This is a genomic window from Methylomicrobium lacus (genome assembly GCF_041897535.1).
GTDB lineage: Bacteria > Pseudomonadota > Gammaproteobacteria > Methylococcales > Methylomonadaceae > Methylomicrobium > Methylomicrobium lacus_A.
In genome coordinates this window covers 140,911-154,495 of record NZ_CP169217.1, presented here as the reverse complement: position 1 = coordinate 154,495, position 13,585 = coordinate 140,911, and the positions used below count along the sequence as shown (strand labels likewise).

17 protein-coding genes are annotated in these 13,585 nt (G+C 56.7%); 13 read left to right on the top strand and 4 right to left on the bottom strand.

The annotated features are described in order from the left end of the window. Positions 1-54 precede the first annotated feature (54 nt). Positions 55-1,050 (bottom strand): DUF3137 domain-containing protein, encoded by a 996-nt coding sequence (locus ACEPPP_RS00605; protein WP_374089129.1) that lies wholly within the window; start codon positions 1,048-1,050, stop codon positions 55-57. Positions 1,051-1,556: 506 nt separating this feature from the next. Between ACEPPP_RS00605 and ACEPPP_RS00600 the strand changes: the two genes are divergently transcribed. The 4 genes from ACEPPP_RS00600 (at position 1,557) to ACEPPP_RS00585 (ending at position 4,372) form a co-directional block, all read left to right on the top strand. Continuing rightward, positions 1,557-2,000, top strand: a complete 444-nt coding sequence (locus tag ACEPPP_RS00600) for a bacterioferritin (protein ID WP_374089128.1) — start codon at positions 1,557-1,559, stop codon at positions 1,998-2,000. A gap of 26 nt (positions 2,001-2,026) precedes the next feature. Next, positions 2,027-2,410 carry a hypothetical protein gene (locus ACEPPP_RS00595; RefSeq protein WP_374089127.1) on the top strand — a complete coding sequence of 128 codons (384 nt, stop codon included), beginning with the start codon at positions 2,027-2,029 and terminating at the stop codon, positions 2,408-2,410. Between the two features lie 166 nt (positions 2,411-2,576). Beyond that, positions 2,577-3,779 (top strand): AAA family ATPase, encoded by a 1,203-nt coding sequence (locus ACEPPP_RS00590; RefSeq protein ID WP_374089126.1) that lies wholly within the window; start codon positions 2,577-2,579, stop codon positions 3,777-3,779. Beyond that, entirely contained in the window at positions 3,776-4,372 is a 597-nt protein-coding gene (locus ACEPPP_RS00585) for a DUF4276 family protein (protein WP_374089125.1), read from the top strand. Before ACEPPP_RS00590 ends, ACEPPP_RS00585 begins: the two co-directional genes overlap by 4 nt. 251 nt (positions 4,373-4,623) lie before the next feature. Here the strand turns inward: ACEPPP_RS00585 and ACEPPP_RS00580 are convergent, their stop codons facing one another. From ACEPPP_RS00580 to ACEPPP_RS00570, 3 genes are read right to left on the bottom strand one after another with little or no spacing between them, the layout of a single operon-like run. Further along, entirely contained in the window at positions 4,624-5,463 is an 840-nt protein-coding gene (locus tag ACEPPP_RS00580; protein ID WP_374089124.1) for an AAA family ATPase, read from the bottom strand. 17 nt (positions 5,464-5,480) lie between these two features. After that, positions 5,481-5,906 carry a protoporphyrinogen oxidase HemJ gene (hemJ, locus tag ACEPPP_RS00575; protein ID WP_374089123.1) on the bottom strand — a complete coding sequence of 142 codons (426 nt, stop codon included), beginning with the start codon at positions 5,904-5,906 and terminating at the stop codon, positions 5,481-5,483. A 3-nt stretch (positions 5,907-5,909) separates the two neighbouring features. Beyond that, positions 5,910-6,557, bottom strand: coding sequence for a peroxiredoxin family protein (locus ACEPPP_RS00570; RefSeq protein WP_374089122.1), 648 nt, complete (start codon positions 6,555-6,557; stop codon positions 5,910-5,912). A gap of 90 nt (positions 6,558-6,647) precedes the next feature. On the opposite strand from ACEPPP_RS00570, the gene serA reads away from it, so the two are divergent. The 9 genes from serA (at position 6,648) to tolR (ending at position 13,584) form a co-directional block, all read left to right on the top strand. After that, entirely contained in the window at positions 6,648-8,231 is a 1,584-nt protein-coding gene (gene serA, locus ACEPPP_RS00565; RefSeq protein WP_374089121.1) for a phosphoglycerate dehydrogenase, read from the top strand. After that, a complete protein-coding gene (locus ACEPPP_RS00560; protein ID WP_374089120.1) occupies positions 8,228-8,869 on the top strand; it encodes an HAD-IB family phosphatase in 642 nt (213 codons plus the stop codon). Before serA ends, ACEPPP_RS00560 begins: the two co-directional genes overlap by 4 nt. 229 nt (positions 8,870-9,098) lie before the next feature. Further along, on the top strand, positions 9,099-9,848 hold the full coding sequence (locus ACEPPP_RS00555; protein WP_374089119.1) for a YebC/PmpR family DNA-binding transcriptional regulator: 750 nt from the start codon (positions 9,099-9,101) through the stop codon (positions 9,846-9,848). Positions 9,849-9,863: 15 nt separating this feature from the next. Continuing rightward, a complete protein-coding gene (ruvC, locus tag ACEPPP_RS00550; RefSeq protein ID WP_374090959.1) occupies positions 9,864-10,382 on the top strand; it encodes a crossover junction endodeoxyribonuclease RuvC in 519 nt (172 codons plus the stop codon). Next, on the top strand, positions 10,379-10,978 hold the full coding sequence (gene ruvA, locus ACEPPP_RS00545) for a Holliday junction branch migration protein RuvA (RefSeq protein WP_374089118.1): 600 nt from the start codon (positions 10,379-10,381) through the stop codon (positions 10,976-10,978). Before ruvC ends, ruvA begins: the two co-directional genes overlap by 4 nt. Beyond that, on the top strand, positions 10,975-12,009 hold the full coding sequence (gene ruvB, locus ACEPPP_RS00540; RefSeq protein ID WP_374089117.1) for a Holliday junction branch migration DNA helicase RuvB: 1,035 nt from the start codon (positions 10,975-10,977) through the stop codon (positions 12,007-12,009). Before ruvA ends, ruvB begins: the two co-directional genes overlap by 4 nt. Positions 12,010-12,078: 69 nt before the next feature. Beyond that, the gene (gene ybgC, locus ACEPPP_RS00535; RefSeq protein ID WP_374089116.1) at positions 12,079-12,477 is read left to right on the top strand and encodes a tol-pal system-associated acyl-CoA thioesterase; all 399 of its coding nucleotides are present in this window, start codon (positions 12,079-12,081) and stop codon (positions 12,475-12,477) included. Next, on the top strand, positions 12,467-13,144 hold the full coding sequence (gene tolQ, locus ACEPPP_RS00530; protein WP_326501487.1) for a protein TolQ: 678 nt from the start codon (positions 12,467-12,469) through the stop codon (positions 13,142-13,144). Before ybgC ends, tolQ begins: the two co-directional genes overlap by 11 nt. Continuing rightward, positions 13,141-13,584: a protein TolR gene (gene tolR / locus ACEPPP_RS00525; RefSeq protein ID WP_374089115.1), complete on the top strand. Its 444-nt coding sequence runs from the start codon at positions 13,141-13,143 to the stop codon at positions 13,582-13,584. The genes tolQ and tolR overlap by 4 nt, the downstream gene beginning before the upstream one ends. Position 13,585: the final 1 nt, after the last annotated feature.

Sequence of the window (13,585 nt, the reverse complement as noted above, 5' to 3'; positions counted from 1 at the left end):
CCGCATCTGTAGGGTGGATAAGCGTAGCGCATCCACCCTGTAGTGGATCGATTATTACACCTTCCCCCAAATCCTCAAATTCAGGTTCAGGTCGTCGACGATCCCCGCGACCAGCGCGAGATAGCGGAAATAATCCCGCAAACAGGCGGACTGTACGCCGCTCGAAAATATCTTCGGCGCGAACAGATCCTTGCTGAGCGGCAACGCCACGAACATTTTCGAGTTGATGAAGGAAAGATGGACCGGGGTGTCTGCCTTGTTCCTGAAATGAACCAAGCGGTCCATCATCGCCGATGACAGGATATAACGCGCCACGATCTGATCGGTGCCGTAGACGGTAAACAGCGCGTCAAATTCGGGATTTTCGAGTTCGACGATGTCGCCGCGGCCGAAGCTCCCTTTTTCGAATAACTTGCCTAAATTCAAGACGCTGCCGCGCGCATCGGGCACCACATAGGTTTTGCCGTGAAAAGGCTTGTTGAAGTCGGCGATGAAAAAAAGGCCCTTGAAGACGGTCTCCCAGCGCGTCCGCCTGCATCCTTTCGCATCGGTCGTTTCCTGCATTTCCTCGTGCATCAGTTCGGAGAAGAAAAAACGGGTCGCGCCGAGCGCCCCTTCGACCAAATCGCGGCCGCGGTAACGGTCGATCCGGTTCCTAAAGAGCTCGGACTCCCGGTAATCGGCTTCGTCGATATGACGGTGCGGAAAATAATCGAAATGCGGATCGATCAATGCGACCAACTCGCGGATTACGCAATTCTTGAACACGTCCGCATAGGCTCGCTTCTTTTGCTTGAAACGATAAAACTGGTAGACCGCAACGATCACAAACGGCGCGGCCGCCAGCAAATAAACCGGCTGATCGGAACGCAACGACAACACGAAGCCGGGCGCGCTGGCCGCCAGAAACACGACGCCCGTCCAAAACAGGAGCAGCAACGCTCTCCTCTCAGGCTCCAGATCGCGTAATATCGGCGCCACATTATTGCGGTAGTGTTTGATAAAGTTGTCGACCGATTTCATAGGCGTCAGGCGTGTACGTGTTGGCAAATCGGACTCAGCTTTTGAACACATCTCAGGCGCCGATGCTCTTCCTCTCTTTGTCCGATATTTCGATAGGAGTTTTGAGCAAAAAATTCATCATACCGGCCAAAATATTCGTCGCCAACTGCTCGCAGGCATTGTGGCAGTCAACAGGTCATAACGTTTTTTCATCTTCGCATCGATCGCGCCGAAGGCATTGCCGACCGCATTCCTCGCGATCAGCGAGTTGTTCAGCAAAAACGATCAGAATGGCCAAAAACAGTAGGATGCCGAGCAATACTAAGATCATGGGAAAATATCCAGAGATTCAGGTAAAAATGCCGTTCAGACGGCTAGACTCTGCGCGCTTCTCCATCCGAAGAATAGATGAGGATCGCAGAAATGCAACACGCAAGTCCTTTACATTACTGGCAAAATCATGAATTCCTTGTCTATCGGACGGGACCCGGGTCGCAAAATTCGGCCAAACCCGATATAGTAAGGCTTTCTTCATTTTGCCTTTGGAGGCAGCCATGGCTCACAACGGATTCGATAAAGACGAAGTCGTCACCGTGCTGAACAAGATTCTGGAAACCGAATTGGCCGGCGTGGTGCGCTATACCCATTATGCCTTGATGGTGGTCGGCTACGGACGTATACCGATCGTCGGCTGGATGCGCGCACAGGCCACCGAATCGCTGCAGCACGCGAACGAAGCGGGCGAACTGATTACGCTGCTGGATGCGCATCCGTCGCTCGGCATCGGCCCGCTGCTCGAAACGCACCGGCACGACATCGGCGACATCCTGCGCGAATCGCTCGATCATGAAATGCTCGCGCTGTCGGCCTATAACACCCTGCTCGACCTGGTCAGCGGCCATCATGTGCTGCTGGAAGAATACGCGCGGCGGATGATCGCGCAGGAAGAAATGCATCTGGGCGAAGTGCGAAAAATGCTGAAGAAACCCGGCAACTGAAGGACATTGCACAATACCCGAACGCGATGAAAGCTGCCCCGGATGACTTGCCGAATCGCCGGCCGGTGTGGGAGGCGCTGTCCGATTTATTTCTCTATACGGATGTGACGCTTGCCCGCACTTGGCGGGCGGAAAAACTGGCCGCATCGCCCTATTCCTTGGCCGACATCGAGCAGATCCTGATCGACGAGGTTTATCCGGTCTGCAAATACAACCTTGTATGCGTGGCGGGAGAATGGGAGTTTTTCGACCCCGATTGGCTCGAAAACCGCATCTTGAACCGTCTCAAGTCTCCGCTGCGCGGACTGCACTGGCTGAACGCCGGCCGCTTCTGGGTCCCGCGCTGCGAAGAGTGGCAAGCCACCAAAACAACGATAATCTCGATTCGCGAGTCTTCAAACAGCGCCTAGTCGGCTAACGCCGTTTGATCCGCGAGAATGATATGTGATAGAGATCTGGACTTGATCTGACGGCTTCAAAATACAGTGCGCCGGAAAAATCAGGTGTCAATTACCGAGCCTGGCCAAGCAGTTCGATTGCCGTTAACGTACATCATAATATAGAGAACCTAACCCCATGGCCCATGCCCGTATCACCTGCGTCGTATTACGAAATTACAAAAGTATTGGTTATTGCAACGTAAAACTGGACCAACTCACCTATTTAGTAGGGGCAAACGGTTCCGGTAAAAGCAATTTCCTTGATGCCTTGCACTTGGTACGAGATGCCTTAACAAGTTCGTTGGACAACGCATTAAACGAACGTGGAGGTCTATCGGAAGTACGCAGATATTCCAGCGGCCATCCAAGCCATTTCGGCATTCGTCTGGAATTCTCACTAGCTAATGGGCAAAAAGGACATTACGCATTCAATGTTGGAGCGCTTTCCGGCCAAGGCTACGAAGTGCAAACAGAGGAATGCGTATTGGAGGGTATCGGTAAAGGTCCGTTTTTCCAGATCGAAAAAGGCAAACTGTGCAACAGTAGCGAAGCGACATTCCCCACCGTGACCTCCGACCGCTTGGCCTTGGTAGCTGCTTCCGGCTTGACCGAATTTCGTCCGGTTTTCGACCTGTTCTCAACAATGGGATTTTACAATTTGAATCCCAAATTAATGCGCGAATTGCAGAAACCGCAAGAGGGTAGATTACTAAAGCCGGTTGGCGAAAACATCGCTAGTGTCATCGGGCACTTAGAAAGAGTATCTCCGGAACGCATGACCATCATTCAGGAATATTTGCAAACCGTCGTACCTATGGTTCATGGTGTAAAACGTAAGTCCATTGGCCCGATGGAAACCCTTGAATTTCGTCAGGACATGGCCGGCGCCAAGTATCCCTGGCGTTTTCTGGCGCAAAACATGTCCGACGGCACCTTAAGGGCATTGGGAATATTGGCTGCACTGTTTCAAGGTAACCGGGATTACGCCCCCACCTTGATAGGCATCGAAGAGCCGGAGACGGCGTTACATCCGGCGGCAAGTTCAGCTTTGCGCGAAGCGTTGAATCGGGCTTCGCAAGAAACTCAAATCATTGTCACCAGCCACAGTCCGGATCTGCTCGACGATCGGCAATTGAGCGCCGATTCTTTATTGTCGGTGGTTTCCGAAAAAGGCGAAACCCGGATCGGCCCCATCGACGAAGCGTCTCGGCAAGCGATTCGAGACTCACTGTTCTCTGCCGGCGAGTTGCTGCGTCTAAATCAACTGGCTCCCGACCGCAAACAACTGGAAGCGCAAGAACAAAAACAAACCGATTTATTTGGAGACAGCCAGCCGTGATCAATGTGACTGCGATTGTGGAAGGCGATGGTGAAGTCATCGCTTTACCTGTCCTATTACGGCGACTCAACGAGTGGTTAACCCCAGAAGTATATGTCGATGTAGGCTATCCGATTCGTGTCCGCCGAGACCGTTTCCTAAACAAGGACGACGAATTTCGCCGCCATCTCAGTCTTGCCGCCAACAAATGCGGCGACGAAGGCTGGATATTAATCCTATTCGATGCGGACGATGACTGCCCCGCAGAACTGGGTCAAGAGATTTTGCGTCGCGCCCAAAGTATCGTCCCTCACCGTAAAATTTCCGTTGTGTTGGCAAACAGAGAGTACGAAGCCTGGTTTATTGCAGCCGCCGAATCGTTGCAGGGAAATCGAGGCTTCAATTATGACCCGGCAAAGGCCGTAGATCCCGAACGACCGCGCGATGCCAAGGGCTGGATCGAGGCTTGCATGGCCAACCGCTCGTATGGCGAAACTACCGATCAACCGGCATTTTCCGCGCAAATAGACTTGCAACTAGCGTTTGACCGTAGTCGCTCGTTTAGAAAGCTGTGTAGCGAATGGAACAAATGGTCACAGGTTCCTAGCGATTAACGCCTGCCTTTCTATCATCAATCCCCCACCGTGTGATCCTCTTCCATCATGTTTTCCAACATGCCGAATGTCGCAGCGGGCTAATCAAGCAACCAGCGTCGCACAAATGTAGGGGCAAGTATTCCACTCAAGCATCTTTGGATAAACTGAATGGCCAGTATTCATTTTACTGCTGTCAAACCAGGTCGAACTTTGGTGGCAGCTCCTGGCCGGTTTGAGCCGATAAATTTTGATGAGCCTCGCCCTTCATATCAAATATTGACATCCATCGCGGCTTCCCAGGCTTGCCGCATTGACGGCGACACGGCACCGGCGAGTTCGCTGAAATTCGCTGCATCTTCGGTCAATATCCGGGCAGGAATCAGGTCGAGGCCGGCCTTGCGCGCGGCCAGCATTTGTTGATGGCCGTCGGCGATATAGATCAGGCCGTCATGCACAAATACCGAGATCGGCGCAGCGAAATCGAACTCGCTATTCTCGCCGGCTTCAAGCTTTTGCGTGGGCAACAACCGCCGAGGGTCCAGCCAAAGTTCCGGAAACTCCCCGCCCTGGTTCCGCTGTTCAAAGCAGTCATAGATCTTGCGGGCGATCGCTTCGGGCGCGGTATAAGAGGTGTCGACGATCAGGTCGTAATTGTCGTAGCGCCTAAAATGCACGTCGTACAATTTGTAAAAACGCTGGTCTTCCGAGGACTGACGTTTCAGGTTGTTTTGCAGCGTCGCTTCCAGCGACGGATTGTGCTCGTCGCTGCGGCCGGCGTTAAAAACGCGTTCCGCGCCGATCAGCGCATCGACCGACAGGTAGACCTTGAACGCGGCCGGAATGAAATGCCAGGCCAGCCGCGAATCGATGATCAGATCATCCTGGGTTTTACCGGTTTCGATCACATAATTGTCGATCTCGTCATCGACGCTGCGGTCGGTTTCGGAAATCTTGTTCAATTCGAGCGTGGTCAGCCCGCGCCGCTCGGCGATCGCGCGCTGAATCTTGCCGGTGCCGATGATGTCGTAGGCGGTCAGTTTTTGCAGTTCCGCCGCGACCGAGGACTTGCCGCTGCCGATGTCGCCGGACAGGGTGATGATGTGTTTCATGAATTAAAAAATAGCTATTAAAAAGGTTTGACCACGGCCAGAATCACGATGCCGAACAGGAACAACACCGGCACTTCGTTCATCCAGCGAAAATACACATGACTATGACGATTGCGCTCATGCTTGAAATCGAGGAGCCACTTGCCGCACAGGCCATGATAGCCGACCAGCAACGCCAGCAAGGTAAATTTCGCATGCAGCCAGCCGCTGCTGCGGTACATGTCCCAGGCGTAATCGGCCAGCATCCAGACGCCGAACAGCAAGGTCAACAGCATGCCCGGCGTCATGATGCCGTAATACAGCTTGCGTTCCATGATCTTGAAGCGCTCTCGGCTGACGGTATCGGAACTCATCGCATGATAGACGAAAAGGCGCGGCAGATAAAACAGTCCGGCGAACCAGGTGACCATGAATATCAAATGAAACGCTTTTAACCAGAGCATCGCTCATCCTTTGTTCAACATTGCGGCAATTCGGGCTTGCCAGGATGGATAATCGAAAACGCCGACCGATTTTTCGGCGATCTTGCCTTCGGGGCTTATCAAAAAAGTCGTCGGGGTAAATTGTACATCGCCAAACGCCAACGCATGCGCCGAATTCAAATCCAGCGCCACATGATAAGGCAATTGTCTGGCGCGCGTCATTTCGACGACATGATTAGGTGGATCGTAAGCCATCGCGACCGCGATCATTTCGAGACCCTGGGGATGAAACTTCTGATACAAATCGAGCAGATGCGGAATTTCAAGCATGCACGAAGGACAATCGGTCGCCCAAAAGGTCACGATCGCCGGCTTGCCGCGCCACTCCCGCAGTGCGATCTGCTTGCCGGTAATCGTGGTAAAGGCGACCTCCGGCGCCGCGCCGGTCATCCGGGGCACGGCCTGCCAGACGAGCCACACGGCCAAGGCGAACACCGGCAGCGCGAACAATAATTTAGCCCTGGACAACTTCCCCCCCTTCACCGCCCAGCCGACGGCAGGCATTTTTTTACTGACAAAGGCCGGATTATACCAAATCGGCTCGCTGTAGGATTGCGCAAAACGCAGCGCGTGCCGGCCGGTATCAAACAGGCAAAAACCGGGCCGAAGCAAATCGGATCCGCGAAAGCCGATACCGGGAAAGGGTCAATTCTGTTAGAATAGGCACTTTTTAGCAAGCCTCACTGCGGCCAACAGAGCACTATGAAGAAAATCCTGATCTCCGACAAATTATCCGAAGCCGGCATTAATTACCTAACCGAGCAATCCGGCCTCCAGGTTCACATCCAGACCGGACTCGACGAAGACGGCTTGTGCGGAATTATCGGAGATTACGATGCGCTGTTGATCCGCAGCGACACCAAGGTCACGGCAAAGGTATTGCAAGCCGCCAAGCGCCTGAAACTGATCGGCCGCGCCGGCATCGGCGTCGACAACGTCGACATCCCGGCCGCGACCGAAATGGGCGTGATCGTGATGAACACGCCGGACGCAAACGCAACCACGACCGCCGAACTCGCAATCGCGCACATGATGTCGCTGAGCCGCCGCCTGCCGACCGCCGACAGCTCTGTGCGTTCCGGCAAATGGGAGCGCTCGAAGCTGATGGGTGCGGAAGTCGCGCACAAGACCTTGGCTATTCTCGGTTTCGGCACGATCGGCCGCATCGTCGCGCAGCGCGGCCACGGCCTCAAAATGAAAGTGATCGCCTATGACCCGTTCGTCGCACCGGAAATCTTCGCCGACCTCGGCGTCGAAGCGGTCAGCCTCGACGACCTGGTCAGCCGCGCCGACTATCTGACCCTGCACTGCCCGCTGATCGAAAAGACCAAAAACATCATCGGTGCCGCACAGTTCGGCATGATGAAAAAGAGCGCGCGGATCATCAACTGCGCGCGCGGCGGCCTGATCGACGAGGGCGCCCTGTATGAGGCGCTGAAGAACGGCAAGATCGCCGGCGCGGCGCTCGACGTGTTCGAAAACGAGCCGCCGGTCGGATCGCCCCTGCTTGAACTCGACAACATCGTGTTCACGCCGCATCTGGGCGCCTCGACGACCGAAGCGCAGGTCGCGGTCAGCGTCGAAATCGCGCGCCAGGCGGTCACCTTCCTGCAAACCGGCGAGGCGATCAATGCGATCAACCTGCCGAGATTGTCTGCGGAAGAACTGAAAAAATCGGCCGATTACATGAATCTTGCGACCATTCTGGGCAAGGTCGTGGTCGGTCTCGCGACCCAGCCGATCGAAAAACTCGAAGTCGCGCTGTTCGGCCGCGCCGCCGAAGTCGAGACGCGGCCGGTATCGGTCGCGGCGCTGGTCGGCGTGTTGGGCGGCCAGTTTTCGACGCCGGTCAATCGGGTCAATGCCGAGAACATCGCCAAACGCCAGGGCATCGCGCTGATCGAATCGAAAACGGCCGAAACCGAAGACTATGTCTCGCTGATCAAGGTGACCGGCCACTGCGCGGACGGCAGCATCAGCGCTTCCGGCGTACTGCTCGGCGGCCACCACCCGAGGCTGATCTGCATCAACCATTTCGACATCGAAGTGGTACCGGAAGGTACCTTGCTGATCACCCGGCACGATGACCGTCCGGGCGTGATCTCCGCGATCAGCGCGGTGCTCGGCAATGCGAACATCAACATCACAAGGATGCAGGTCGGTATGGCCGACGGCCAGCAGCAGGCGATGGCGGTGATCAGCGTCAGCGAACCGGTCGGCGAGGACTTGTTGAAACAATTGCACAACGTGCAACCGGTGCATCAGGTCACCCAGATCCGTTTATGAGCTTCGGCATCATCTGCTTCGATTGCGACAGCACCCTGAGCCGGATCGAAGGCATCGACGAACTGGCCGGCCGCGTCGGCCTCGGCGAAGCGATGGCCAAGCTGACCGATGCGGCGATGAACGGCGAAGTGCCGCTCGAGGCGGTGTATGAAAAACGGCTGTCGCTGATCCGTCCGGATGCGGACAGCATCGACTGGCTGGCCGGACTGTACATCACAGAAATGGTCGAAGGCGTCGCGGACGTGTTTTCGGCGCTCGCTGCGCACGGCAAGGAAGTGCATATCGTCAGCGGCGGCCTGCGGCAGGCGATCCTGCCGCTCGCGGGCTTCCTCGGCGTGCCGGAAAATCATGTGCACGCGGTCGATATTTATTTCAACGCCGACGGCAGCTATAAGGATTTCGACCAGACTTCGCCCTTGGCCCGGACCGGCGGCAAGGCGCAGATCTGCCGCGACCTGAAACGGCCGGAAAGTCCGCTGTTGCTGATCGGCGACGGCAAGACCGACATGGAAGCCAAGCAGGAAGGCGTCAGCGTGATCGGTTTCGGCGGCGTGGCCGCGCGGCCGATCGTCCGCGAGCTGGCCGATCATTTTGTCGAGGGGCCGAGTTTGGCGGCGGTGCTGACGCATATTCTGTAGGGTGCGCACTGCGCACCAAATTCATACCTATTTTCTCGGACGCCTCGGGTTACAGAATTTGGTGTACGGAAATATTCAATGGTGCGCAATGCGCACCCTACCGGGGAGTCTTGTAGGTACGCTGCGCGTACCTTAACAAGGTCTGCCTGGTCTGAAAAACTCAAAATGGTACGCGCAGCATACCCTACGATTGTTGTTTATTTAAGAAATACGTTATTAGAGAAAGATAATGGCTGGACACAGTAAATGGGCTAACATCAAGCACCGCAAGGCCGGACAGGATGCCAAACGCGGTAAAATCTTCACCAAACTGCTGCGCGAAATCACCGTCGCGGTCAAATCCGGCGGCCCCGACGCGGGCAGCAATCCGACCTTGCGCACCGCGGTCGACAAGGCGCTCGGATCGAACATGCGCCGCGACACGATCGACAACGCGATCAAGAAAGCCTCCGGCGCGCAGGAAGGCGTGAACTACGAAGAAGTGCGCTACGAAGGCTACGGCCCCGGCGGCACGGCCGTGATGGTCGAATGCCTGACCGACAACCGCAACCGCACGGTCAGCGACGTGCGCCATGCCTTCACCAAGGCGGGCGGCAACCTCGGCACCGACGGCTCGGTCGCCTATCTGTTCACCAAAACCGGCATCATCAGCTATGCGGGAGGCGTCGACGAAGACGCGCTGATCGAAGCGGCGCTGGAAGCCGGCGCGAACGACGTGATCACGAACGACGACGGTTCGATCGACGTGATGTCCTCGCCCGAAGAGTATCTGGCCGTCAAATCCGCGCTGGTCGCGGCGGGCTTCGAACCCGACAACGCCGAAGTCACGATGCAGGCCTCGACCAACACCGAACTCGACGCCGAAGACGCGGAAAAAATGCTGCGCCTGATCGACCGCTTGGAAGATCTCGACGACGTGCAAAACGTGTATTCGAACGCGGACATCAGCGAGGACATCATCGCGCAGTTCGCAGGCTAACCGGCATTGAATCCCATTCATACGGATAGTCAGACCACCCGGATACTCGGCATCGACCCCGGCTCGCGCATCACCGGCTACGGCATCATCGAACAGGGCCCGAAAGGCTGCCGCTACATTGCCAGCGGCAGCATCAGGGTCAAGGCCGATTATTTTCCGGACCGGCTGAAACAGATCTTCGATTCGGTACGCGAAATCGTCGATCTTTACCATCCCGAGCAGATGGCGATCGAGCAGGTCTTTATGCATAAAAACGCCGATTCGGCGCTGAAGCTCGGCCAGGCGCGCGGCGCGGCGATCTGCGCGGTGCAGACCGCGGGCCTGCCGGTCTTCGAGTATGCGGCCCGGCAAGTCAAGCAAGCCTTGGTCGGCAAGGGCAACGCGGAAAAAACACAGGTGCAACACATGGTCAAAATTCTGCTCGGCATACAGGGCGAACTGCAAATCGACGCCAGCGACGCGCTGGGGCTGTGCCTGTGCCATTCGCACTACCGGCAGACCGCGCTCAGGATCGAACGGAGCCTGGCGCGATGATCGGTTTCCTGCGCGGCATTCTGGCCCATAAGGCTCCTCCCCTGTTGCTGCTCGACGTGCACGGGGTCGGCTATGAGATCGAGGCGCCGATGACGACCTTTTACAACCTGCCGGCCGTCGGCACCGAAGTGAAGCTGCATACGCACCTGGTCGTGCGCGAGGATGCGCAGATCCTGTTCGGTTTTTCGACCGAGGCCGATCGCGCCCTGTTCAGGAGCCTGATCAAGGTCAGCGGCGTCGGCCCTAAGCTGGCATTAACGCTGCTGTCCGGACTCACGGCCGAACAATTTCAACGCGCGATCCAGGACAATGATACGCAGGCCCTGGTCCGTCTGCCCGGCGTCGGCAAAAAAACCGCCGAACGCCTGATCATCGAAATGCGCGACCGTCTGCCCGAGTTCGGCGGCGGCGACGCGCCGGTCGTCAGTCTAAACCAGAGCCCGGTGACGAATACGCCGAAGCAGGAAGCGATCAGCGCCTTATGCGCACTCGGCTACAAACCGCAGGATGCGGCCAAAATGGTGCAGAATATCGCCGGCGAGGACAAACGCTGTGAGGACATCATCCGGCTGGCCTTGCAGGGCGCGGCGCGATGATCGAAAAAGACCGCCTGATCACGCCGCACAGCCGGCTCGATGAAGAGCGTCAGGACCGCGCGATCCGGCCGAAAAAACTGGCCGACTATATCGGCCAGGAAGAACTGCGTACGCAGATGGACATCTTCATCCAGGCCGCCACCGCGCGCCGGGAAGCGCTCGACCATGTGCTGATTTTCGGCCCGCCCGGCCTCGGCAAGACCACGCTCGCAAACATCATCGCGGCCGAAATGTCGGTGAATATCCGCCAGACTTCGGGGCCCGTGCTCGAAAAGGCCGGCGATCTGGCCGCGATGCTGACCAATCTGGAGGCGCACGACGTGTTGTTCATCGACGAAATCCACCGATTGAGCCCCGCGGTCGAGGAAATCCTGTATCCGGCGATGGAAGACTACCAGCTCGACATCATGATCGGCGAAGGCCCGGCCGCGCGTTCGATCAAGCTGGATTTGCCGCCGTTCACGCTGGTCGGCGCGACGACGCGGGCGGGGCTTTTGACCTCGCCGCTCCGCGACCGCTTCGGCATCGTGCAGCGGCTCGAATTTTATACGGTGGCCGAGCTATCCCAGATCGTCACCCGCTCGGCCCATATGCTGAACATCCAGATCGAGCCGAAAGGCGCCGAGGAAATCGCCAAACGCGCGCGCGGCACGCCCCGGATCGCGAACCGATTGCTGCGCCGGGTGCGCGATTTCGCCGAGGTCAAGGGCGGCGGCATCGTGTCCGAACAGATTTCCGTTCAGGCTCTAGACATGTTGAAAGTGGATCATAACGGCTTCGACGCCTTGGACAGGAAATTGCTTTTGACGATGATAGAAAACTTTGCCGGCGGACCGGTCGGCCTCGATACCTTGTCCGCCGCGATCAGCGAGGAGCGCGGCACGATAGAGGACGTGCTGGAGCCGTACCTGCTGCAACAGGGCTTCATCATGCGTACGCCGAGAGGCCGGGTCGTGACCCCGAATGCCTATCTACACTTCGGCCTGAAACCGCCCCAGCCGATGGGCGTTTCGCAAGATTTGTTTGAATAGCCTCGATAAATTAGGCTTGAATCGATAAAATTTAACCTTATCATGGTGCAAAGCGAGCAACCGATCGATATGTTCACCTGGCCGATCCGGGTGTATTACGAAGACACCGACGCCGGCGGCGTGGTGTTTTACGCGAATTATCTGAAATTTTTCGAGCGCGCCCGCACCGAAATGCTGCGCGCGCTGGGCCATGAGCAGGATGCCTTGATCGCCGATTACGGCGTGATTTTTGTCGTGCGTTCGGTGCAGGTCGATTACCTGAAGCCGGCCCGCTTCAACGAACTTTTAACCGCCAGCGCCCGGGTCATCGAAGCGAAAAAAGCCAGCCTGGTCTTCGCGCAAGAGATTACGCGCGGCGACGATGTTTTATGTAAAGGGATCATCCGCATTGCCTGTCTCGATGCCGGCACGATGACTCCGAAAGCGATTCCTCAACATTTGTTAGAACCACTCAAGCATGAACACTGATTTATCGATACTCCATCTCATCAAGGAAGCCAGCGTCGTCGTCCAGTTCGTGATGGCGCTTTTGGTCTCGGCCTCGCTCGCCTCCTGGACGTTCATCTTTTCGAAGCGCAAGGAGCTCAACCGCGCGATCAAGATCACCGACGAATTCGAGGCCGAATTCTGGTCCGGCGTCGCGCTGGCGGAACTGTACCGCAAACTGACCGCGAAAGGCTTCGAGCCCGAAGGCATCGAAAAAATCTTCCTGGCCGGCTACAAGGAATTCTCGAGGATGCGCCAGGCCGGCAATGTCGAACCCTTGGTCCAGGTCGAAAGCGCGCAACGGGCGATGCGGATCGAATTGTCGCGCGAAATCGATCGTCTCGACGAACACCTGCCGTTCCTGGCCACGGTCGGCTCGACCAGCCCCTATGTCGGCCTGTTCGGCACGGTCTGGGGGATCATGAACTCGTTCCGCTCGCTCGGCAATGTCAAACAGGCCACCCTGGCGCAGGTCGCGCCGGGCATCGCCGAAGCCTTGATCGCGACCGCGATCGGCCTGTTCGCCGCGATTCCGGCCGTTATCGCCTATAACCGTTTCTCGACGAACCTGGACCGTCTGATCGGCCGCTACGAATTGTTCGTCGAAGAATTCGTCGTATTACTGCAAAGACAGGCGCACCAAAAATGAGCAGACAACGAAAAGGCCGGCGCAGAAAGCCGATGGGCGAGATCAACGTCGTACCCTATATCGACGTCACCCTGGTATTGCTGATCATTTTCATGATCACGACGCCTTTGTTGCAGACCGGCGTCAAGGTCGACCTTCCGGAAGCCGAATCGGCGGTCGTCGAGCCCAAAAACGATCCGCCGCTGATTCTTTCGATCAAAAAGGAAGCCGACGACAGCTACAAGTATTACATCACCTGCTGCGAAAAAGACCAGGAGCCGATCGAGCCTGAAGAAGTCGACGTCAAGGTGTCGGCGGTATTGGCCGAAAAACCCGAAACACAAGTGCTGATCGAAGCCGACAAAGACGTCGATTACGGCACGGTGGTCACGATGATGGCCGGCCTGAAGAATACCGGCGTGCCGAATGTGGGCTTATTGACCCGACCTGAAGAAAACTGAG